Origin of the sequence: Paraburkholderia phenoliruptrix (genome assembly GCF_047325075.1) — a bacterium.
GTDB lineage: Bacteria > Pseudomonadota > Gammaproteobacteria > Burkholderiales > Burkholderiaceae > Paraburkholderia > Paraburkholderia phenoliruptrix.
Genome location: NZ_CP168531.1, coordinates 1,533,234 through 1,552,852, shown reverse-complemented (window position 1 = coordinate 1,552,852; position 19,619 = coordinate 1,533,234). Strand labels below are relative to the sequence as shown.

Sequence of the window (19,619 nt, the reverse complement as noted above, 5' to 3'; positions counted from 1 at the left end):
GCGCCGGAACAAACCGATTTACCTCCTGTTACAGCACCCATCCGCGCGCCGCCGCGTGGCCGCGGCGCGTCCACGTCGGCCTCAAAACCCCCACCCGAGCCGCTCGAGCGTCGGTTGCACGCCGCACTCGCCTGTCGCATCGAGCCTCGTCAGGTAGAATTACCGGATAAGTGGGCGCACTGCGCGCCCCCGACAGACTTTCACCACCTCGCATGAATACCGAACGCAACGACGCGCCAGCGGCATCCAATTTCATCCGCAACATCATTGACGACGACAACCGCTCCGGCAAGTGGGGCCAACGCGTCGAAACGCGCTTTCCGCCCGAGCCGAACGGCTATCTGCACATCGGTCACGCCAAGAGCATCTGCCTGAACTTCGGCGTGGCGCGCAGCTACGGGGGCGTGTGCCACCTGCGTTTTGACGACACCAATCCGGAAAAGGAAAGCGTCGAATACGTCGACTCGATTATCGACGCCGTGCGCTGGCTCGGCTTCGAATGGCAGAAAGACGGCAAGGAGCACCTCTATTACGCGAGCGACTACTACGACAAGCTGTACGAATTCGCCGAGCTGCTGATCGAGCGCGGCAAGGCGTATGTGGACAGCCAGTCGGCGGAAGAAATGCGCGCGAACCGCGGCTCCGCGACCGAAGTCGGCACGCCCTCGCCGTTCCGCGAACGCTCCGTGCAGGAAAACCTCGACCTGTTCCGCCGCATGAAGGCCGGCGAGTTCAAGGAAGGCGAGCACGTGCTGCGCGCGAAGATCGACATGTCGTCGCCGAACTTCAATATGCGCGATCCGGTGCTCTACCGCATTCGCTTCGCCCATCACTACCGTACCGGCGACACATGGTGCGTGTATCCGATGTACGACTACACGCACTGCATTTCGGACGCGCTCGAAAACATCACGCATTCGCTGTGCACGCTGGAGTTCGAAGACCACCGTCCGTTGTACGACTGGATTCTGAACGAGCTCGCCGAAGCCGGCATTTTCACGCGCCCGCTGCCGCAGCAAATCGAATTCTCGCGCCTGAATCTGACCTACGCGATCACCAGCAAGCGCAAGCTGCTGCAACTCGTGACCGAAGGCCACGTGGACGGTTGGGACGACCCGCGCATGCCGACCATCGTCGGCGTGCGTCGGCGCGGCTTCACGCCCGAGTCGATCCAGCTGTTCTGCGAGCGCATCGGCGTGACCAAGGTCGATTCGTGGATCGACATGAGCGTGTTCGAAGGCGCGCTGCGCGACGATCTCGACGAAAAGGCGCCGCGCATTGCGGCCGTGCTGGACCCGCTCAAGCTCGTCATCGACAACTTCCCCGAAGGCCTCACCGAGCCGTGCAGCGCGCCGGTGCATCCGCACCATCCGGAACAGGGCGTGCGCGAGTTTCCGATTTCGCGCGAGCTGTGGATCGAGCGCGACGACTTCACTGAAACGCCGCCGAAAGGCTATTTCCGTCTCTTCCCGGGCAACAAGGTGCGCTTGCGCTACGGCTATGTGATCGAGTGCACGGGTGCGGAGAAGGACGAGAACGGCAACATCGTCGCGGTGCATTGCAACTACTTCCCGGACAGTAAGTCGGGCACGGAAGGCGCGAACAACTACAAGGTCAAGGGCAACATCCACTGGGTCAGCGCGGCAGCCGCGTGCCCGGCCGAAGTGCGCATCTACGACCGCCTGTTCAAGGAGCCGCAACCGGACGCGGGCGGGCGCGACTTCCTGGAAGCGCTGAACCCGGACTCGAAGCGCGTGGTCAACGCCTACCTGGAGCCGGGCGCGCACGGCGCGCTGCCCGAGCAGCGCTATCAGTTCGAACGGCACGGCTACTTTGTCGCGGACCGCGTCGACTCCAAGCCGGGCAAGCCTGTGTTCAACCGGATCGTTAGCTTGCGCGACAGTTGGGGCAAGCCGGCTTGAACGGCTAAGGACTCAGCGCGCGAGTCGCGCGTCGGATGACCGAAGAGGGCGTGCATCGCGTTTATCGGATGCACGCCTTTTTCTTTGCGCGGGCTGGCTTCGCCGTTCGGGCGGGTCGTGAGCGTCGCTACAGAGACGAATGCAGCGACCGATGCAGCTCGGTGAGCGAAAGCGTTGTCTGAAAGAGCCGCGCGAGGCTGCGGCTCGCGTACTTTTCCACCTCGTCGGGCGCAGTCCAGCGATACGCGTCCATCTCGGGGATCAGCGTGCCGTCCGAGCGGCGCGGAAACAGCGACGTGCACGTGCATGAACCCAGGTCGAGCTCATCGGCGGTGGCGCGCGCCGCGAACAGGTGCAGATCCTTGTCGCGCCGATAAACAAACAGGCCCAGGTCTTTCAGACGCTCGGGCGCGAGCGCGATTCCGGTCTCCTCGATCATCTCGCGCAAAGCGGTGACCGCCGGCGCCTCGCCTTCTTCGCCGTGGCCTTTCGGAATATCCCAGTGCGACGTGTCGGTCGCGTGCGCGAGCAGCACGCGTCCTTCGGGATCGAGCAGCACGATACCGCACGAGACGACCCGCGGGCTCATCACCGCACCGGCCACAACAACCACAACGACCACATCGGCCGGGTCCGGCGCGCGACTCGCAGAGGCGCCCCGCGACCGCCCGCGCGCGTGTTCGCGACTGCGCGCATGCTCAACGCTTTTTCTGCAATTGCCATTTGCCGGCGCCCTCTTTGCAGAACTGCGGACGCAGCGTCATGGACTGCCCTTTCGCATTCAGCACGACGCCCACGTCGCGGCAGGTGCGCTCGCCGTCCTTCGACGTGCTCGCGACGGTGATGGCGGCGTCGATCTTCACACTGTTGCGGGTGCCTTCATTGACCCAGTTGGTGCTTTCCCCGTCCTGCTTTTCGTCGAGCGCGGTAAAGACAGCCTGCTTGATCGAGTCGACGTCGCGCTGTTTCATATAGCTGATCGGCGTGTCGCTGAGAAAGCCGAGGTTCGCCGCTTGCGCGCCAATGGCCGCGCCAAGCAGAAGCGCCGCGGCGGTGACTTGACGGAAGGCACGGTGTCGCATCGACATGAAGAGTTCTCCTCTGAAACGTTTCGGGCGATCACGCGCGCTAATTGCGGCTCGTGATCTGGACCCCAAAAGCATAGCACGCCCCTTTGCGACAGCCGGGACGCACGCGTGGACCTGCCCCACAGCGTCTGAGAATTTTTAGGATGACTCCCATATCCCCGCCCGGGGCGTCTTCCTATGATTGGCCGTATTGCGCGCTCGCGCTGAATGACTTCAAACCCCTCATCATGGAATTGTCCGTTGCGCTGGAAATCTTCGCCGTCGCACTTGCGCTGCTGTGCGTCGCGCTGGTGCCCGTGGCGATTCGACGCGACCCCGGTCTTGCGCGCCCGATCGTTCGCATTGACGGATTTCGGCGCCCACGCTGGCCGAGCGTCGTGACGCGCGTCGGCGTGGCGTGCCTGCTCGTCTCCTTTGTGCTTCTACTGTCGGCCTGTTATTGCATGCTCGCGGACCCGCGAGTCTGAACCCGCTCGCCGCGGCTGTCCCGATGCCGCCGCGCAGTCGCCCGTTCAGGGCGACGCTGCGCCCTCACTCAGTGCCCTGCCTTGTAGCCGTCGGTGAGCGTGTTCAGAAACGCGACTATGTCCTTGATCTCGGCCTCGTCGAACGCGGGCTGGTCGCCGGGCTTGCGGTCGAACGGCGGCTCGGTGTTCAGATTCGCCCAATAGCGCTTCGGCAAATCGTCGAACTTCTGCACCTTGCCCTTCACGACCGGATAGAACTTCCCGGGATTCGTGTCGCGCTCGGCATAGAAGTGCAGCACCTCTTCGAGCGAGTGATAGATGCCGTTGTGAAAGAAGCTCTTTTTCAACGCGACGTTGCGCAGCGTCGGCGTGCGGAAGATGCCGCAGAACTCCGCGCGTCCCTTGAGATCGGTGCGCTCCGGACCGCACGCGCCCAGGTCGTAGAAACGGGGATCGCGATTCACGGCGAGCGCGCGGTTGCGCGGCACGCCGATCGCGATCAGGCCGAAGTCGCTGAACTGCGGCGGCGCGCCGTCCCGGCTGCGCTGGCTAATGTGGCAGCTCGCGCAATTGCCCTTCTTTTCGTCGTTGAAAAGTTGCAGACCGTGCAGCTCGGCCTGGGTGAGCTGCGCCTTGCCCGCCAGATAGGCGTCGTATTTGCTGCTGTACGGGTAGAACAGTTCGGGCGTCTGCTCGAAGGTTTCGAGCGCCTGCAGAACCGCCTTGAAGGTCGCGTCGTCGCTATCCAGAATATGTTCGCCAAATGCTGCTCGAAAATCGGCGGCATAGGGCGCGGCCTTGATCGCCGCGCTCACCTTCGCGGGCGAACTGCCCATCTCGAACGACGACAGCAGCGGAATACGCGCCTGGTCGCCGCCGCGATCCACGCGGCCGTCCCATGTGAGCCCGCCGGTCGGGCCCGCGTCGACGCTCTCGTCGCCTTCGTCGTCGGACTCGTGATAGTGCTCGGCGAACGCCGGCACCGCTTGCAGATACTTGAGCGTCGGCGCGGCGCGCATGCCCGTCCGATGCATGTCGTTGCCGCCCAGTTGCACGGACAACGCGTTGGCCGGCGCAAACCCGTGGTCCGGGCTGTGGCACGACGCACACGCGAGCTTGCCGGAACCGGAGAGCGACGGGTCGAAGAACAATTGCTTGCCGAGCGCGGTCATCTTGCGCACCGATTCGTAGACTTGCGCGCGCGTTTGACCGCCGTTCGGCGCCGCTTCGCGAGCGGCCACCACTTTCAGCGCCTGCGCGGCAATCGCCACCGCAGGCGGATTCGCCGGCGCGTGCTGGGCGCTCGCGCCCACGTCCGCGGCAACAGCCGGCGCGCCCGAATCGCAACCCGCGAGCCCGGCGCTCGCCGCCACCGCCGCCAAGCCGAACCGGCACAAAAACCCGAACGCAAATCCGGCGGACGCCGGTCTGGCGCGCCCGCCTTGCGCGGCCCCCGCTTGGGTGCGCCGTGGCGCCGTCGCACGCCCTGCTGTTTTTCGGATCCCCGTCAGACCGAGTCGCATAGGAATGTGGTGAATGTGCGATATCGAAGCTCGCGAGCGTATTTCATCAGTATGTCGTCGACATGACATCCAGCCGACGGAAATCGCCGACCCAAAGCGATCCGTAATGAATACATCGTTCTGTCAAATTGCGTCGCCACACTTTCGCACGCGGTCAACGAGCGATGCCCTGCACGCGGCCCGTCCCCAACGAGAGAGAGAACTCCCAACATGAACAAGAAACTGATCTGCGCGACGCCGCTGGCGATCGCCGCAGCGCTGAGCCTGTATGCATGCGGCGGCAACGAGGTCACGCAACCCGACATCACGTCGATCAAGACCGTGGTGGTGATCTACGCGGAAAACCGCAGCTTCGACAACCTGTACGGCAACTTCCCGGGCGCGAACGGTTTGCAGAACGTCACGGCGGCATCCGCGAAGCAGCTGGACCGCGACGGCTCGACGCTCGCGACGCTGCCGCAGGTCTGGAACGGCCTCACGCAAACCGGCGTGACGCCGGTCGTCACGCAGGCGATGACGGCCAATCTGCCCAACAGTCCGTTCGCGATCGACGACCCCAACGGGTTCAACACGCCGATCACCGTGACGACGCGCGATCTGTATCACCGCTTCTATGAAAACCAGATGCAGATCGACGGCGGCAAGAACGACAAGTTCGCCGCGTGGGCGGATTCGGGCGGCCTCGTCATGGGCCATTACACGCTCAATGCCGACAAGCTGCCGCTGTGGAAGATCGCGCAGCAATACACGCTCGCCGACAACTTCTTCATGGGCGCATTCGGCGGCTCGTTCCTGAATCACCAGTGGCTCGTGTGCGCGTGCACGCCTGTCTATCCGAATGCAGACAAGAGCCCGGCAGCCGGCTCCATTTCGGCCGTGCAAAGCGACGGCGTCACGCTCAAGCTCGCGTCGAACTCGCCGGCTTCGGCGCTGAACGGTCCGCCCAAGTTCGTGCTGTCCGGCAATCTCACGCCTGACTTCTTTGCGGTCAACACGATGCAGCCGCCGTATCAGCCGAGCGGCAACAAGCCGGCTTCGGGCGGCGACGCCACGCTTGCCGATCCGGGCGCGGCGACGACATTGCCCGCGCAGACGCAGCAGCATATCGGCGATCTGCTGAACAACGCGAAGGTGTCGTGGGCCTGGTATGGCGGCGCGTGGGGCGCGGCGTTGTCGGCGGCACAAAGCGGTACGTCGAATGTGATTTACGGCGCGAATCTGAGCACGCCTAACTTCCAGCCGCATCACCAGCCGTTCAACTACTTCGCCGATCTCGCGCCGGGCACCGCCAACCGCACGCAGCATCTGCTCGACGGCGGCCTGAGTGGTTCCGAGTTCATCAAGGCGATCGACAGCGGCACGCTGCCGCAAGTCACGTTCTACAAGCCGCAGGGCAACCTGAACGAGCACCCGGGTTATACGGACGTCGCGTCGGGCGATCAGCACATTGCCGATGTCATTTCGCATCTGCAGAAGAGCCCGCAGTGGAACAACATGCTGGTGGTCGTCACCTACGACGAAAACGGCGGCTTCTGGGACCACGTCGCGCCGCCGAAGGCCGACCGCTGGGGTCCGGGCACGCGCATTCCGGCGCTCATCATCTCGCCGTTCGCGAAGAAGGGTTTTGTCGATCACACGCAGTACGACACGACCTCGATTCTGCGCTTCATCACGCACCGCTTCTCGCTGCCGACGCTGCCGGGCATCGCGGCGCGTGACGCGGCGCTCGTCGCCAACGGCGGCAAGCCGATGGGCGATCTGACGGCGGCGCTCGACATCAAGCAGTGAACGGGTGATGGCGAGGCAACAACGGTAAGCAACAGTCGCCCGCGCGGGCGGCTCTCGGCGGGCAGCTTCGGCTGCCCATTTTTATTGGGCATAAAAAATCCCATCACCGAATTGCGGTAGATGGGATTCTTCATGCAGACAATGGCGCGGCGGGCGAGGATCGAACTCACAACCTCAGGTTTAGAAGACCTGTGCTCTATCCAATTGAGCTACCGCCGCACAAGGCTGGGCCCGGATTATAACCGATCGCCCCGCACCCGCCCGCACGCCAGCAAACGGCGGGCACGCCCAGCATGATCAGACCGGCTGCGGATGCAGCACAAACCAGCCGAGGAACGCGATGCCCGCGATCACGCAGTAAAGGCCGAACGACGCGAGACGTCCGCGGCCCTCGAAATAGCGCATCAGGAAGCGCACGCTGAGATACGCGGCGATGGCCGTCAGCACGCCGCCCAGCAGCGCGTCGGCAAGCTGGCCCGGCGCATGAAAGAGCTTCGGCAGTTCGAGCAGCCCGGCCGCGAAAATGATCGGCGTACCGAGCAGGAACGAAAACTCCGCGGCCTTTTCGGCGGTGAGGCCTGCTGCATTGCCCGCGATCATCGTGAGACCGCTGCGCGAGAAGCCCGGAATCAGCGCGCCGATCTGCGCGAGGCCGACAAAAAACGCCTGGCGGAAATTCATCTTCTCCGGCGCCTGATGCGCGCGCGAGCGCTGCAAGCGGTCGCCGAGCCACAGCAGCACGCCGTTGACGATCAGCGCAATCGCGACAATGCGCAGGTCGTGGAAAATCAGTTCGAGCCGCTTTTCGAGCAGCAGCCCGACGAGCCCGGCCGGAATCGTGCCGATGATGAGCGCCCACATCATGTGTGCGTCGTCATTGCGGCGTCCGCCAAACGACGAGAAAAAGCCGCGCACGAGCGCGCACCAGCGCTCGCGGAAATACCACAGCAACGCGAATGCGGTGCCGAGGTGCAAGGCGACGAGAAACGGCAGCAACTGTGGCGCGTGTTTATCGATATGCATGCCGAACAATGCGGGCACCAGCAGCGTATGGCCGAGACTGCTCACCGGGAAGAGTTCGGTCACGCCTTGCAGCACGCTCAGGAAAATCAGAAACGACAGGTTCACGCGGCAGTCCTTGTAAGGAAAATGTCGGGGACGAGCGCCGCACAAACGACTTCCGGCGCGTCGAAAGGCGCACCGATTATGCCTGGCTGCCAGGTCAGCGCCAAGCGTTTGGGCCGTATTAGGGGAAATTTTGACGCGCTGCGTCACGATCCGACAGGATCTTGACGTGAAACGCCCATCAGAAAGAGCCGCCCGTCAGTCGCGGCCCTTGAATCATCCAATGGCGCGAGGCGAGATCAGCGCGCTCGCGAGGGGACCATGCTGACGAACTGCAAGCCATGCATCGCGTGAGCGTCGGGCAGCGCAGCGGCGAGCCGCGCGGATCAACGCTCGAGCTTGTAAAAGAAGTAGACGGTGCTGGCGGTGAACATGCCGAACAGCGCGACACCCATTGCCATTGCGAGATCCATGACGCCTCCTGAGCGATCTCGCCCGGCGGTAGATATCACCGGGCAGTGAGACGGATTATCGGCAAGAACGGCCAACTCGCGACACTCGCAATTTCCCGAGAAGGGTTTCCCCGTAGCGCAAAGCAGAGCAAAATCGTCGTCTCGGCCGGCCCGGCTTGCCGGTGCGGCGGGCAGGAAATCGTCTGAAAGACGGAGGCAGCGCCGCTGCCGGGGCCTGCCTCTCCCGCCGCCGAAGCGCCGTCAGCCGGGCCTGCCCCAGGCTCAACCCTTTTTCATCACGCCATCGACCATGCCTCTTTCACCGCAGCAGGACATTCTCGAAATCGCCCAGGACGCCTCCGTGCTCCGCTTCGCGCCGCAAGCCGGCGGCCGTCTGCTTTCGTGGGTCATCGACGGCGAGGAAGTGATTCATTGGCCGGAACACGCGGACTGGAGCCAGCCTGCGCGCATTCGCGGCGGCAACCCGCTGCTGTTTCCGTTTCTCGGACGCCATCGCGTGGACGGCAAGATCGGTTACTGGCGCGACGCGCAAGGCACGGTGCGCGAACTGCCCATGCACGGCTTTGCGCGCGATCTGCCGTTCGACGCCCACGCGGACGTGCACGGCGCCGGCCTGCGCCTCGTGCTGACCGACAGCGAGGCGACGCGCGCCGGCTACCCGTTCGGCTTTCGCTTTGAAGCGGCGTATACGCTCGTCGACGCGCACACGCTCGACGTCACGCTGACCACCGCCAATACCGGCGACGCACCGTTGCCCTACTACGCCGGCCATCACTTTTACTTCACGCTGCCGCACACGCAGCGCGCGCAGACGTCGCTCGAATTGCCGCCCACCGAACGGCGCTTCCAGCAGGACGACGGTTCGATCAGCGCGGCCGAGCCGGGGGAAGCGCGCTACACGCTCGACGAAGCGCGCATCCACGACCGCTTTCATTGCCTGACCGGCGTGCCGGATCGGCCGGTCAAGCTCGTTGCGCCGGGCCTTGACCGCGTCATCACGATCGACCTGCAGCGGCCGAACTCCGTGCCGTGGTACTGCGTGACCACGTGGACCGAAGCGCCGGAGTCCGACTTCTATTGCGTCGAGCCCTGGCTCGGCTTGCCCGATGCGATTCATAACGGGATGGGGCTGCGCTGGCTCGAACCGGGCAAAACCGAAGCCGCCGCGTTGCGCATTCATGTGGGCAAACGCCGCTGAACGGCGAGTGACGCCACGCGCGGGCCGGTGCGCTCAAAATGGCGCCTCTGCCCGTTTTCGCGATGCTGCAACGCAAAACCGTTAGAATCGGACGCTTTGTCTCTACCTGCCGCGTGATCGGGATCGGCGCGCGGCAGCGCTTTGCGAGGTCCAATGCCTGGAACAACAAGAATGATTAAACGACTCGCCTGCGTGTCGTTGGTGGCGCTCGTCGCCGCGTGCGGGTCGGCGCCGGTGGGGCCGGGGTTCTATCGCGTCGAACGGGGCGACACGCTCTCGAAGATCGCGCGCAGTCACCGGCAATCGGTGCAAAGCATCGCGCGCTGGAACAACTTGACCAACCCGGACAGCATCGAGGTCGGACAGGTACTGCGCGTCGAGCCGCCCAACGGCGCGACCGCGACGAGCGGCGCCGTGCGCAGCAGCGGCACCGGCAGCGCGAGTGCGTCTGCGGGTTCAGCGGCGGGATCGTCTGCGGGTTCGGCTTCCACGCGCTCTGCGGCGGCCGACAATGCGCCGTCCGCGCCCGCGTCGTCCATTTCCCTCGTGTGGCCGACTAGCGGCAGCGTGATTCGCGGCTTCGACGGCGCGAACTCCAAGGGCATCGACATTGCCGCCCCCGCGGGCACACCCGTGGTGGCGGCGGCAGCGGGCACGGTGGTGTACGCGGGCAATGGCTTGCGCGGTTACGGCAACCTGCTGATTCTCAAGCACAACGCCGAGTATCTCACCGCATATGCGCACAACCGCGCGCTGTTCGTGAAGGAAGGCGAAACCGTCGCGCAAGGCCAGAAGATCGCCGAGATGGGCGATACCGATACCAACCGCGTCATGCTGCACTTCGAGTTGCGCTATCAGGGCCGCTCGATCGACCCGTCGCGAGCCTTGCCGCCGCGTTAGGCGAGTCGGCGGCCTAGGGAACCCCGCGTGCTATAAACGCTCAATCCGGCACACGTGGCCTCGCGCCACGCCTTTCATGTCATCTGTAAGGAATTCTGCAATGAAGAGCGCATTGGCGTCCGTCGCAACGGCCGCGGCGATCGGCGTCGGCCTGCTGACACTCGGCAGCCTCGCGGGCTGCTCCACGACCACCACCATGACCTACCTGCCGAGCGGCGACACGGGCTTCGCGATCAACTGCAGCGGCAGCGACGCAAGCACGAGCTGGGCGGAATGCTACAAACGCGCGGGCGAGGTATGCGGCAACTATGGCTACGACGTCGTATCGAAGGACGTGGATAACGGCGCCACTTCCGGCGGTACCGTCGGCGGTATTTTCGGTGCGAATGTGAAAAACCGCTCGATGGTGGTTCGCTGCAAGCAATGACGTGGGTGGGCTGCGCCGCCGGATGGCGGCGAGTCCGGGCGGCCGCGCCGCCAGCGCCCGGAACGCGGTTCGATGCGCACGGCGAAGGCGAGCAGCGCCGCGCACCCCATGGGCCACAGCGCCACGAAAATGATGACCCCGTTCATAATCGGCGAAAGAAAATGTAAGCTTCATGATCCGCCTCGCCTGTGTACTCGCAATGACCGCCGTAAAAACGCCGCAAAAAAAAGCCCGGCGCGAAGCCGGGCTAACGGGGGTTCGGCGCATATCGGCAAAGGACCGGTTCACCATGCGCCAGAACCAAATTTAACAACGGGGTTTTACAAGCGCAATATATTAATTTCCTGACCAATGTGATGCGACGCACGGATTTCGCGCTCTGTGAACCAGAAATCGCTCAAATAAACGGCAATGGCGGCCCGCCATTCCGCTCACTGCAGATTGATTAACAGTGCGATTAAAGCGGCTTAACAGGCTGGAAACCCGCATGTAGCAAGGCGGATGCCACCCGGCGGCAATTAGGCTGAAGAAAATCGGGCCCCGCCCCGCGGCACGTGCAATCGACGTGATTCGGCGGCTCAATGCGGGTTGAAGTGCTTAGTGCGCCAGCGCACCTTTTCGATCAAATAGCCGCATTCGCCGAAACTCTCCGCCAAAATGTCGCAACCGCACATTCGCAAATGGCGAATTACCATTCTCTAAATCTGCCGACGAATTATCGAGTTTTAAATCATCCGCTCTCGTTACCAATAATCTGATGTTATTCATTCGCCTCGCCAGGCGCAAACCCGCCCAAAGTGATAGCCGGCTCTCCGGCAATCGTTTTACATGATGTGCAATCGCCAATTCCGGGCCGTTGAACCGGGCAGCGTGAAGGTTCAGAATCGGACGCAGGCTGCCATCGCCGATGGTTTATAGTAACGACCCCGCCAGAATCCGCTTACGATGACTTCCCACGACGCCACCCACACCCCCCTGTACGCCAAGCTCCTCGCCGAAACCGCCAAAATCGGCTGGCCGGAGCTCGAGCGCTTTTTTGCGCGCGGCATGCTGCTGCGCGTCGCGAGGGACCTCGATCTCGTGAGCGTGGCGGAAGCCATCGCCAACGACGACACCGCGCAGGTCACCCAATGGCTGTCGGCCGGGCTCGTCGAGCGCGTGCAAGCGGAAACCGCCGCCGACTTCGCCGCACGGGACCCGGACCTGTGGGCGGTGGTCGTCTCGCCGTGGGTGTGCGTGCAGGAGCGCCATTGAGCGAAGCGGCGCCCGCGCTGCCTGTCAGCTGCCACCGCCGCGTGCTGGCACTCGCGTTTCCGATTGTCCTCGCCAACCTGACTCAGCCGATTCTGGGTGCAGTCGATACCGCCGTCGCCGGCCATCTGAACGGCGCGTCGTATCTGGGCGGCGTGGCACTCGGCGGCCTTTTCTTCAACTTCGTGTTCTGGAGCTTCGGCTTTTTGCGCATGGGCACGACGGGCCTTGTCGCGCAGTCGCACGGCGCGGGCGACGACGCCGGATTGCGCGATAACGTGGTCCGGGCGCTGTTGCTCGCGGCGGCAATCGGCGCCGTGGTGCTCGCGCTGCAAGTGCCGTTGATCGACTACGCGTTGCGCGCGCTCGGCGGCAGCGACGCCGTGCAGCGCAACGCCCGCCTCTACTGCCACGCGCGCATTGGGGCCGCGCCGCTCGCGCTCGGCAACTATGTGGTGCTCGGCTGGCTGTTGGGCACCCAGCGCGTGAGGCTCGCGTTGCTGTCGCAAGTGTTCATCAATGGCGTGAACATCGCCGCCGTGTTCCTGTATGTGTATCGCTTCGATTGGGGCGTCGCCGGAATCGGCGCGGCGACCGCGACGGCGGACGCGCTCGGCTTCGTTCTCGGAGTCGCGTTGCTGTGGCGCGCGAGGCCGCGCGGACTGCCGCCGCTGACTCGCTCTGCTCTCTTCGATGCCGCAGCGCTGCAGCGGCTCGTCGCCCTGAATCGCGACATCTTCGTGCGCACGCTGTGTTTGCTGCTCTCGTTCGGCTGGTTCGCACACCTGGGCGCGCGGCAAGGCGACGCCACGCTCGCCGCGAATGCGCTGCTGCTCAACTTTCAGACCTTCATGGCTTATGGGCTCGACGGCTTCGCGCACGCCGCGGAGGCGCTGGTCGGCGCGGCAATCGGCGCGCGCGACCGGCATGCGTTCGTGCAGGCGATCAAGGCGACGGCGTGGTGGTCGGCGCTCGGCGCGGTCGGCTTCGCGCTCGTGTACGCGGGCGCCGGCGCGTGGATCGTCGAACGTCTGACGGATCAGCCAAACGTGCGAGTGGCCGCCGAACGCTATCTGCCGTGGGCAGTGGTGTCGCCCGTGGTGTCGGTGGCGGGTTATGTACTCGACGGTGTGTTCATCGGCGCGACGCGCACGCGCGAACTGATGACGTCGATGATCGTGTCGTTCGCGATCTTCGTGGGCGCATCGTGGCCGCTCCTCGCTCTCTACGGCAACCACGGACTGTGGGCTGCCATGCTGCTCTTCATGGCCGCGCGCGGCGTGACGCTGGCGCGCCATCTGCCGGAGCTGGTTCGCGCGCTGGCCGGCCCCGGGGCTCAGCGTGCGACGGGCGCGGGCACCATCGCGGGCGGGTGAGTGTCGGTCGGCACGCCGTGGTAATCGGCCGGATCCTGCGGCGGCCCGGCGCGGCGCCCGGACGGGCCATTCGTACAACCGGCGACACTCGCGGCGAGCAGCAATGCAATCATCGAAACGCGGAACATGGACGCAAATCTCTCTAACGAAAATGAAACCTAAGACGGGAGCGCGGAAGTCTACCCGCAACGGGCATTCCACGACGCCGCGCGCGCGGCCGCCACTGCCATTTCGCGATGGGTGACCTACTATGAAGTCACAGCCGGACGTCAAAGGAGACTGCCATGGACGCTGAATCGATTGCAGGTCTGGTCGGACTCGCAGTAGGTCTCGCGGTGCTGCTCGCCCTGTCCATTTTCGAATCGCGGACTTATCGCCGCGAACACGGCGAAGGCATGCTGCATCACTGGGTGACGCATCAGCACATGCACATGCCGCACTGGATGCGCCGGCGGCATTAAACCCCGCGGTTGCGCGGTTCGTCTGCAGGTCGTCCCGCGCCCGCGGGTGGATGTCGTGTGCGCGCGCTTTTGTCTGGCCTGACGAAGGGGGCCGGTCTCGGGCACGCGTGTTGCTGATCCGGTGGCTGCAAGAAGCGCGTGCGTTGTGCGTCGCTTGCGGCGGCACACAGCGTGCGTCGGATCAACCATGCGGCCCACTATCCGTCGGGGCCGGACAGGGAGAACTCAAATGACGATCGGAACCATCCTGCTCATCGTGCTTATCCTGCTGCTGATCGGTGCGCTGCCGACCTGGCCGTATAGCAGCGGTTGGGGCTACCGCCCGACCGGCGTGCTCGGCGTCGTGCTGATCATCGTTATCGTGCTACTGGTTCTAGGACGCATATGACGCGGCGCGCCTCGCTCCGACGCAATTCGCGATTGACTCTGGCACCTGTTGCCCCTTAGAATCTCGGATTCGTCGGAGCGTAGCGCAGCCTGGTAGCGCATCTGATTTGGGATCAGAGGGTCGAAGGTTCGAATCCTTTCGCTCCGACCACGAAACAAGCAATTAGCCCAACCTTAACCGGTTGGGCTTTTGTTTTGCGCACTCATGTAGGCGCTGTGTAGGCAAAATCGTTCAGCTCGATCCGCCCGTTCTCGCACTGGCGTTATGGCTTCAGTCGATGCACCAGTGCGTACATTGCGGCACGGTTTGCAGCCGCCACCGCTTCATAGCGCTTTTGCCATTCATCGGGTGTACCTTCCGCACGTGCGGCACGCGGACGCATTAGCACGGATTCAGCCTCATTACGCTCGTCCAAGACAGCACCGATCGACGTGCCGGGCACCTCTGCCGCCGGCACCAGCGGCTTCCTCCCAGGCTCGGCAAACCTCATCGCAAACCAGCATGCAACGTCGCTGAGTGTCCCGCTATAGCCGGCCCTCGCGAGACTGATTGAAAGCCCCAGAAGTGCCGCGCCAGACAGGTACTCACGAAGGGCTGGACGGGGTATCCTTGCGTCGCTGAGTGCCGATGCGACGTCGAACGCGGCGTCCACATCTCCGCAGATGCCGGTTCCACGTACTTTGCCGCCCAAGGGTCCGCGACCTTCAGTACGGCCCGCAACGCGTAGTGCCTAGCAAAGGATTTGTCGCGCGGCATAGGGTCGCCTCTCGCGCGGATCAACCGCAGTGGTGAGTGAGGACAAAAAGCTACTGCGGCACACGGCCTGTCGCAATCGGACGCAACACCGCCACCCGATGATGCGGGGGCGGCGCATGTCTGTGGTGACTTGCCCGAATCACATAAGAACGCGGTGGCGGCAAAACATTGTTCCACAGCGCGATATTGAATAAATTCGGGACAAATTATTTTACCTCGCGCCGATTGCTCGATAGGCTTCCTTTGTAATTACATGATATGCAACTTCACGTATGGATGCATCATTGCCGCAAACAAGGTCGGAGATTTTTTTATCACTTTTATAAACGACGACTCCAGCGGACGATATTGTCCCGTCATCGGATTTTACAGTTTTATCATAAATAAAATATGTATATCCCGATCTTGAAAACCGAATATGCGCTTCACCGCCGCCGGAATAAGGTATATTGGAAAAGTGAAAAACCCTCCGTCTCTCCCCGCCGCCATCGGAAATTTCAAGATTTAATCTTCCCTCGATTCCATTGCGATACGTTAGAACGCGCGCATCACTGGACCGGCACAATGATGAAATAGATTTCTGTAATTTGCAGTTAAAAATCGCTGCTTCTCCGGACTTACACAATCCCTCAGCATGCGCCGCCGCGACCAGCCCGATTCCCAGCACAAATGCTGTGCCAAATTGACTAAAATTCATTAATCACTCCGTCGGCAAACCCAACAAAGATGCTACTGCATTGTACCGAGCAAGCCGGTCCGCATACCCGTTCTGGCCGCCATTTACGATTTGGGTTACCTCAGCAACCGTCCCGGCATCAGATGTTGAATTCAGGTTAACTCGCGCCCAAAAAACAAAGGCGGATTCAACAGCGTACTCCAGCTGAGTCGATACCAAATTCGGATTCCCAATGAAATCCTGCATGCTTTCCGGTGACCTTCGGTTGTGCTCGTCTTGAAATGATTGATATCCATCCTTGCCCGTTACCTGTATGAATCCGCGCCCGCGATATTTATACCCATCCCCACTTTCTTCACCACCATTTCCCATACGATTTGCATATACATAGTTTGCAAGATGCTCCGGATTATGCGCGTAGTAATTTTCTTGAGACCAAAGTTTATCTCGCAATCGGCCATGCGCACAATCGTCACAACTTGATTGGTAGTTCCCTGGGCCACCCTTACATCCAAAAGTTTTCCGCATTTTTTGAGGTCTATAGTCCAGCCCCTCTTCGGATGATCTAAGTTTGCTTTCGTGCGCCGCCTGCGAAAGAAAATGCGCAATTCTCTTCGGCGTGTTGACCTGATAGGCTAAAGCGTACCTGTTTAGGTACGGCAAAATGCTCTCGTAATAGGCATCCGAGTTTAATGGCTCGACTGCCTTTAACATCGCGAGCGTTATCAACGAACTACTAAATTGAAAGTTCGCCGCCAGCGCAATCGGATTGATGTGATACACATCGGAGCCGGGAAAGCCGGCGACGCCAGCCGCCACCTCATCCCACCACACCAGCTTCGCAATGCGCTTGTTTTCCTCTTCGTGCTCGGCCTTTGGCCCTGTGCGCTGCTCGATGGCGCTTACCAGTTCCTGCCACTTCGCCGGGTTGGCCCATTCGCTTTCGTGCTTCGCAATGAGGCGCGACGCGCGAAAGGCCGCCCACGGAAAGCCCCCGCCTTGCGCCTCCGAACCGGAACCGCAGAGTTGATCCGCCGCGTGACTGCCGTCACCGGTCGGGTACAGCGTGCGGTAGATTGCAGCCATGAGCGGGCTGAGCGTGCCAAGCGAACCCGCACCGGGTGTATCACTGCCCAGCGCGTAATCCATATAGTCGCTCGTGGTCGCGAAAATCGTATGCGTAGGGTCGTGGTCCTCGTCGTGACAATCGAAGTCGATCCAGCTTTGCGGAAACTCGCGGGTCACGCGACCACCGGCAAAGCTCTGTTCGCGCACCCATCCCGAAATCGCATTGCGTTGCACGTCTGCGCCGTCTACCTTCCACCAGTGTCGCGTCGTCCCGTCGTTGCCTGGTGTCGTTTCCATGAACGAGCCTGCCGCATTCTTTTGCAGCACAGCGGACGCCTCGACCTGGATGACATCGGTTTGCTTCGCCGCCGCGCTTTTTTGCGGTGGCGTGCCTCCGTTCGGAGCAATGTCGTACAGCGTGGTCCCATTTTGAACGCGCAGCATCGTCGGCTCGGGCGACAAACCGATTTGACTCCATTGGGCCGGGTTCATGCAGTTGGCGTCAACCCAGGCGCGTCCAGCCTCGATGAATTGCCTGATACTTCCATCGCAGAACACCTCGATGTGCGCCATCCGCGCCGCCGCCGAAGATCGGTCCAGCGCGTCATAGCGGCCAAGGTGGCCCATCAGGTCGCCCGCCTTGACGGGAATTCCACCGCCCGATCCCTGCAGATCGCCAGCGCTGCACGTCTGGTCCGTTGTGACCATAATCCGGTCGAAGATCGAATCGCGGATGCTTTCTTCCGCGACCGGCCCGCCGTTCTGCGCGCCCAGGTAGATCCAGCCGTCAATGGCGTCAGAGGCCGCGACGTAGTCTCCCGCTATGGGCGCATACAGCGTTGCACCGTTAAGGTCCGTTAGCTGGCCCCACGTTGCGCCGTGGACCGTCTGAGTCTTGCCGATGGTCACGCTCGCGCCCTGCGGCAGGATGCCCACAGCAGCGCCATTAGGCGTTTTGCGCACATGCAGCCCCACCTGCGACGGGTCCGCAGTCTGTCCAGGTCGCGGCGACGGCCTGTCTTGCGCGTACTGCGTCACCTGCCACTGCCGCGACCAGTACGCCGGTTTCTGCCGCTTCGGAAAGTTGCTCTCGTAGTCGGCGTTCGACATGAGGTGCATGTACAGGCTGTACAACGTCAGCTTGGTGCCGCGCGGAAACTCCATTTCGTGGCGCACAAGGGCGAAGCCCGTACTGTAAGCGGCCTGAAACGGCGCGCTGCTGCCTTCAATTGCCAGCTCGCTTACCGGGTAGTCCTTGTTGGCGCGGTAAGCGATCAGCACGCCGTCCGCGATGCATCGCAATCCGGCATCAAGATCCAGCGCCTGGCCCGCGCCTGCCTCCGTGACGTGGATGCCGCCGTGCCACATGCCCTTGCGGCTGGCGAGGTACGATCCGGATGGCTCGCTCGCAGCGAGCAACCGGTAAATGTCGTGCTCGTCCATGAACTGGGCCGCCGCATTGCCCTGCGCCTTGCGCCGGAAGGGGAAGGCAAAGGCCAGTTGCCTGAGGTGGGTTGCGGGCGGCTGGGGATGATTCGGCACTGGGCTGTTCGTCATGGATGCGGTGCGCTGGTGTATGGATAGGGTCGCACCACGCTAATTTGCGCCAGCAGCCAGCGTCAATCAGTGCCCGTCTGATTTTTTGCAAACAATCGTCAAAATCAAATCTGGATCAAAGAACCCGCGTAGGCTTCGGCTTCGCGGGTTTTTGCGTTTCTGCGCTGCTGCTTTGCACCCGATGGGGTGATGGACCTTCGCATGTCGGAACATTTGAGTGCGCCGCCCGCGTCCGGGACCGCGATCTGCTAAAGCACCCGCGGCACCCGCGGCATCCGCGCATGGCATGCTCGAGAGCATGAGAAACAAGCGGCAAACAGGCAACCAGCCTGCCGACTCACCCGACTTGCAGCGCGCTGCGCGCGCATGCCACAGTGGACACCATCGCAGCACCGCGCAGCGCATTGCAACTCGTACACGCAGACACAAGGAGCCCGCATGAATCTGATTCTATGGCGTCACGCCGAAGCCGAAGACTATGCCGCCACAGATCTCGCTCGCGCGCTCACCACGCGCGGCCGCAAGCAGGCGCAGAATGTGGCGAAATGGCTGCGCACGCGGCTGCCGGACGACGCCGTGGTCCTCGCGAGCCCCGCCGTGCGCACCATCCAGACTGCGGAGACGCTCAGCGACCATTACCGCGTCGTGCGCGAGCTCGCGCCGAATGCAAGCGCGCCTGACGTGCTCAATGCGGCCGGCTGGCCGAAAGGCATCGCCGAAACGGTGGTGATCGTCGGTCATCAGCCGACGCTCGGCCATGTCGCGGCGAAGCTGCTCGCCGGCAGCGACGCAAGCTGGCCGGTCAAGAAAGCAGGCCTCTGGTGGATCGAGAGCCGCGAGCGTCACGGTGACGATCAGGCGGTGCTGCTCGCGGCGATGACGCCGGACCTCGTCTGACCGACGAGACACGTCGCGCGCGTGCTCCTGTGCCAGGCTGCCGTTGGCGTGCCGCATGCCATGACAGGCCGTCGCGTGGGCTAGCGGCTTCGAAGAATTCCTGAGCCACGTGACGTAGAAGCCAGTGTGCTGGCAGCTGAGCAAGAAGTTCAGTAAGCCGCTCCGCAAACGGTCTAATAATCGGGTAACCGAGCAGCCAGGCTGGCGGCCAACCGAGCATCGCACTGCGCAGTTCATCCACTGGCTTACATCCAGTCATCCAATCGTCACAGCTTTGCCACGCGAGCGTCACCGGGCGTTACTACATTGGCGAAAAAAGACTCACCCTTTTTCGACCA

17 protein-coding genes and 2 tRNA genes are annotated in these 19,619 nt (G+C 62.8%); 12 read left to right on the top strand and 7 right to left on the bottom strand.

The features are described from left to right. The first annotated feature begins 212 nt into the window (after positions 1–212). Positions 213–1,922 (top strand): glutamine--tRNA ligase/YqeY domain fusion protein, encoded by a 1,710-nt coding sequence (locus ACEN8U_RS19215; protein WP_013589092.1) that lies wholly within the window; start codon positions 213–215, stop codon positions 1,920–1,922. 127 nt (positions 1,923–2,049) lie between these two features. Here the strand turns inward: ACEN8U_RS19215 and ACEN8U_RS19210 are convergent, their stop codons facing one another. Then, positions 2,050–2,511 (bottom strand): NUDIX hydrolase, encoded by a 462-nt coding sequence (locus ACEN8U_RS19210; RefSeq protein WP_041746338.1) that lies wholly within the window; start codon positions 2,509–2,511, stop codon positions 2,050–2,052. Between the two features lie 109 nt (positions 2,512–2,620). After that, positions 2,621–3,010: a hypothetical protein gene (locus ACEN8U_RS19205; RefSeq protein ID WP_015003345.1), complete on the bottom strand. Its 390-nt coding sequence runs from the start codon at positions 3,008–3,010 to the stop codon at positions 2,621–2,623. Between the two features lie 143 nt (positions 3,011–3,153). Between ACEN8U_RS19205 and ACEN8U_RS19200 the strand changes: the two genes are divergently transcribed. Next, on the top strand, positions 3,154–3,477 hold the full coding sequence (locus ACEN8U_RS19200; protein WP_238558523.1) for a hypothetical protein: 324 nt from the start codon (positions 3,154–3,156) through the stop codon (positions 3,475–3,477). Positions 3,478–3,545: 68 nt separating this feature from the next. Here the strand turns inward: ACEN8U_RS19200 and ACEN8U_RS19195 are convergent, their stop codons facing one another. Then, the gene (locus ACEN8U_RS19195) at positions 3,546–5,000 is read right to left on the bottom strand and encodes a cytochrome-c peroxidase (RefSeq protein WP_041745609.1); all 1,455 of its coding nucleotides are present in this window, start codon (positions 4,998–5,000) and stop codon (positions 3,546–3,548) included. A 210-nt stretch (positions 5,001–5,210) separates the two neighbouring features. Between ACEN8U_RS19195 and ACEN8U_RS19190 the strand changes: the two genes are divergently transcribed. Further along, complete coding sequence (locus ACEN8U_RS19190) at positions 5,211–6,788, top strand: acid phosphatase (RefSeq protein WP_015003348.1); 1,578 nt, start codon at positions 5,211–5,213, stop codon at positions 6,786–6,788. A 142-nt stretch (positions 6,789–6,930) separates the two neighbouring features. Here the strand turns inward: ACEN8U_RS19190 and ACEN8U_RS19185 are convergent. Beyond that, a tRNA-Arg gene (locus ACEN8U_RS19185) sits at positions 6,931–7,007 on the bottom strand. Positions 7,008–7,085: 78 nt separating this feature from the next. Beyond that, the gene (locus ACEN8U_RS19180; RefSeq protein ID WP_013589098.1) at positions 7,086–7,916 is read right to left on the bottom strand and encodes an undecaprenyl-diphosphate phosphatase; all 831 of its coding nucleotides are present in this window, start codon (positions 7,914–7,916) and stop codon (positions 7,086–7,088) included. A gap of 699 nt (positions 7,917–8,615) precedes the next feature. Between ACEN8U_RS19180 and ACEN8U_RS19175 the strand changes: the two genes are divergently transcribed. From ACEN8U_RS19175 to ACEN8U_RS19140, 8 genes are all read left to right on the top strand, one after another. Then, positions 8,616–9,524 (top strand): aldose 1-epimerase, encoded by a 909-nt coding sequence (locus tag ACEN8U_RS19175; protein ID WP_015003349.1) that lies wholly within the window; start codon positions 8,616–8,618, stop codon positions 9,522–9,524. Between the two features lie 153 nt (positions 9,525–9,677). Beyond that, positions 9,678–10,424 carry a peptidoglycan DD-metalloendopeptidase family protein gene (locus ACEN8U_RS19170; RefSeq protein ID WP_051156757.1) on the top strand — a complete coding sequence of 249 codons (747 nt, stop codon included), beginning with the start codon at positions 9,678–9,680 and terminating at the stop codon, positions 10,422–10,424. A gap of 100 nt (positions 10,425–10,524) precedes the next feature. Beyond that, entirely contained in the window at positions 10,525–10,851 is a 327-nt protein-coding gene (locus ACEN8U_RS19165) for a hypothetical protein (RefSeq protein ID WP_013589101.1), read from the top strand. A 945-nt stretch (positions 10,852–11,796) separates the two neighbouring features. Beyond that, positions 11,797–12,105 carry a DUF2288 domain-containing protein gene (locus ACEN8U_RS19160; RefSeq protein WP_015003351.1) on the top strand — a complete coding sequence of 103 codons (309 nt, stop codon included), beginning with the start codon at positions 11,797–11,799 and terminating at the stop codon, positions 12,103–12,105. Further along, positions 12,102–13,478: an MATE family efflux transporter gene (locus tag ACEN8U_RS19155; RefSeq protein ID WP_015003352.1), complete on the top strand. Its 1,377-nt coding sequence runs from the start codon at positions 12,102–12,104 to the stop codon at positions 13,476–13,478. The genes ACEN8U_RS19160 and ACEN8U_RS19155 overlap by 4 nt, the downstream gene beginning before the upstream one ends. A 284-nt stretch (positions 13,479–13,762) precedes the next feature. After that, positions 13,763–13,939, top strand: a complete 177-nt coding sequence (locus tag ACEN8U_RS19150; RefSeq protein WP_013589105.1) for a hypothetical protein — start codon at positions 13,763–13,765, stop codon at positions 13,937–13,939. Between the two features lie 229 nt (positions 13,940–14,168). Further along, positions 14,169–14,327 (top strand): DUF3309 family protein, encoded by a 159-nt coding sequence (locus ACEN8U_RS19145; protein ID WP_006051997.1) that lies wholly within the window; start codon positions 14,169–14,171, stop codon positions 14,325–14,327. Positions 14,328–14,400: 73 nt separating this feature from the next. Beyond that, positions 14,401–14,477, top strand: a tRNA-Pro gene (locus tag ACEN8U_RS19140). An 817-nt stretch (positions 14,478–15,294) separates the two neighbouring features. Here ACEN8U_RS19140 and ACEN8U_RS19135 read toward each other — a convergent pair. Together ACEN8U_RS19135 and ACEN8U_RS19130 are read right to left on the bottom strand one after the other, a co-directional pair. Continuing rightward, complete coding sequence (locus tag ACEN8U_RS19135) at positions 15,295–15,780, bottom strand: hypothetical protein (RefSeq protein ID WP_310106971.1); 486 nt, start codon at positions 15,778–15,780, stop codon at positions 15,295–15,297. Positions 15,781–15,783: 3 nt separating this feature from the next. Further along, positions 15,784–18,384: a glycoside hydrolase family 19 protein gene (locus ACEN8U_RS19130; protein WP_015003353.1), complete on the bottom strand. Its 2,601-nt coding sequence runs from the start codon at positions 18,382–18,384 to the stop codon at positions 15,784–15,786. Between the two features lie 438 nt (positions 18,385–18,822). On the opposite strand from ACEN8U_RS19130, the gene sixA reads away from it, so the two are divergent. After that, entirely contained in the window at positions 18,823–19,281 is a 459-nt protein-coding gene (sixA, locus tag ACEN8U_RS19125) for a phosphohistidine phosphatase SixA (protein ID WP_015003354.1), read from the top strand. The last annotated feature ends 338 nt before the right edge of the window (positions 19,282–19,619 follow it).

Coding starts and splice junctions, on each gene's coding strand:
- ACEN8U_RS19135 (WP_310106971.1), bottom strand. CDS start 15,780: ATGAATTTTAGTCAATTTGGCACAGCATTTGTGCTGGGAATCGGGCTG.
- ACEN8U_RS19195 (WP_041745609.1), bottom strand. CDS start 5,000: ATGCGACTCGGTCTGACGGGGATCCGAAAAACAGCAGGGCGTGCGACG.
- ACEN8U_RS19165 (WP_013589101.1), top strand. CDS start 10,525: ATGAAGAGCGCATTGGCGTCCGTCGCAACGGCCGCGGCGATCGGCGTC.
- ACEN8U_RS19130 (WP_015003353.1), bottom strand. CDS start 18,384: ATGACGAACAGCCCAGTGCCGAATCATCCCCAGCCGCCCGCAACCCAC.
- ACEN8U_RS19160 (WP_015003351.1), top strand. CDS start 11,797: ATGACTTCCCACGACGCCACCCACACCCCCCTGTACGCCAAGCTCCTC.
- ACEN8U_RS19145 (WP_006051997.1), top strand. CDS start 14,169: ATGACGATCGGAACCATCCTGCTCATCGTGCTTATCCTGCTGCTGATC.
- ACEN8U_RS19215 (WP_013589092.1), top strand. CDS start 213: ATGAATACCGAACGCAACGACGCGCCAGCGGCATCCAATTTCATCCGC.
- ACEN8U_RS19205 (WP_015003345.1), bottom strand. CDS start 3,010: ATGTCGATGCGACACCGTGCCTTCCGTCAAGTCACCGCCGCGGCGCTT.
- ACEN8U_RS19170 (WP_051156757.1), top strand. CDS start 9,678: ATGCCTGGAACAACAAGAATGATTAAACGACTCGCCTGCGTGTCGTTG.
- ACEN8U_RS19150 (WP_013589105.1), top strand. CDS start 13,763: ATGGACGCTGAATCGATTGCAGGTCTGGTCGGACTCGCAGTAGGTCTC.
- ACEN8U_RS19200 (WP_238558523.1), top strand. CDS start 3,154: ATGACTCCCATATCCCCGCCCGGGGCGTCTTCCTATGATTGGCCGTAT.
- ACEN8U_RS19210 (WP_041746338.1), bottom strand. CDS start 2,511: ATGAGCCCGCGGGTCGTCTCGTGCGGTATCGTGCTGCTCGATCCCGAA.
- ACEN8U_RS19190 (WP_015003348.1), top strand. CDS start 5,211: ATGAACAAGAAACTGATCTGCGCGACGCCGCTGGCGATCGCCGCAGCG.
- sixA (WP_015003354.1), top strand. CDS start 18,823: ATGAATCTGATTCTATGGCGTCACGCCGAAGCCGAAGACTATGCCGCC.
- ACEN8U_RS19175 (WP_015003349.1), top strand. CDS start 8,616: ATGCCTCTTTCACCGCAGCAGGACATTCTCGAAATCGCCCAGGACGCC.